Source organism: Pantoea sp. ICBG 985 (assembly GCF_002928365.1).
Taxonomy (GTDB): domain Bacteria; phylum Pseudomonadota; class Gammaproteobacteria; order Enterobacterales; family Enterobacteriaceae; genus Pantoea; species Pantoea dispersa.
This window is the reverse complement of the sequence record NZ_POWM01000018.1, coordinates 1-1,741: the sequence shown is the minus strand read 5'-3', so window position 1 is coordinate 1,741 and position 1,741 is coordinate 1. Positions and strand designations below refer to the sequence as shown.

At 54.0% G+C, this 1,741-nt stretch carries 1 rRNA gene; it reads left to right on the top strand.

Annotated elements, in window-relative coordinates:
* Positions 1–19: 19 nt before the first annotated feature.
* Positions 20–1,741, top strand: a 23S ribosomal RNA gene (locus C1Y42_RS23210); the annotation flags it as partial.

Genomic DNA, 1,741 nt, shown 5'->3' with positions numbered 1-1,741 from the left:
AAACGCCTGTGGGTTGTGAGGTTAAGCGACTAAGCGTACACGGTGGATGCCCTGGCAGTCAGAGGCGATGAAGGACGTGCTAATCTGCGAAAAGCGACGGTAAGGTGATATGAACCGCTACAGCCGTCGATGTCCGAATGGGGAAACCCAGTGTGTTTCGACACACTATCGTTAACTGAATACATAGGTTAACGAGGCGAACCGGGGGAACTGAAACATCTAAGTACCCCGAGGAAAAGAAATCAACCGAGATTCCCCCAGTAGCGGCGAGCGAACGGGGAGCAGCCCAGGACCTGAATCAGCTTGTGCATCAGTGGAAGCGTCTGGAAAGTCGCGCGATACCGGGTGACAGCCCCGTACACGAAGATGCACAGGTTGTGAGTCCGACGAGTAGGGCGGGACACGTGGTATCCTGTCTGAACATGGGGGGACCATCCTCCAAGGCTAAATACTCCTGACTGACCGATAGTGAACCAGTACCGTGAGGGAAAGGCGAAAAGAACCCCGGCGAGGGGAGTGAAACAGAACCTGAAACCGTGTACGTACAAGCAGTGGGAGCCTACTTGTTAGGTGACTGCGTACCTTTTGTATAATGGGTCAGCGACTTATATTCTGTAGCAAGGTTAACCGCATAGGGGAGCCGAAGGGAAACCGAGTCTTAATTGGGCGTTAAGTTGCAGGGTATAGACCCGAAACCCGGTGATCTAGCCATGGGCAGGTTGAAGGTTGGGTAACACTAACTGGAGGACCGAACCGACTAATGTTGAAAAATTAGCGGATGACTTGTGGCTGGGGGTGAAAGGCCAATCAAACCGGGAGATAGCTGGTTCTCCCCGAAAGCTATTTAGGTAGCGCCTCGTGAACTCATCTCCGGGGGTAGAGCACTGTTTCGGCTAGGGGGCCATCCCGGCTTACCAACCCGATGCAAACTGCGAATACCGGAGAATGTTATCACGGGAGACACACGGCGGGTGCTAACGTCCGTCGTGAAGAGGGAAACAACCCAGACCGCCAGCTAAGGTCCCAAAGTCATGGTTAAGTGGGAAACGATGTGGGAAGGCACAGACAGCCAGGATGTTGGCTTAGAAGCAGCCATCATTTAAAGAAAGCGTAATAGCTCACTGGTCGAGTCGGCCTGCGCGGAAGATGTAACGGGGCTAAACCATGCACCGAAGCTGCGGCAGCGACACTATGTGTTGTTGGGTAGGGGAGCGTTCTGTAAGCCGCTGAAGGTGTGCTGTGAGGCATGCTGGAGGTATCAGAAGTGCGAATGCTGACATAAGTAACGATAAAGCGGGTGAAAAGCCCGCTCGCCGGAAGACCAAGGGTTCCTGTCCAACGTTAATCGGGGCAGGGTGAGTCGACCCCTAAGGCGAGGCTGAAAAGCGTAGTCGATGGGAAACAGGTTAATATTCCTGTACTTGGTGTTACTGCGAAGGGGGGACGGAGAAGGCTAGGTTATCCGGGCGACGGTTGTCCCGGTTTAAGCGTGCAGGTGTGAAGACCAGGCAAATCCGGTCTTCTTTAACACTGAGGCGTGACGACGAGCCGCCACGGCGGTGAAGTAACTGATGCCCTGCTTCCAGGAAAAGCCTCTAAGCTCCAGGTAACACGAAATCGTACCCCAAACCGACACAGGTGGTCAGGTAGAGAATACCAAGGCGCTTGAGAGAACTCGGGTGAAGGAACTAGGCAAAATGGTGCCGTAACTTCGGGAGAAGGCACGCTGGCGCGTAGGTGA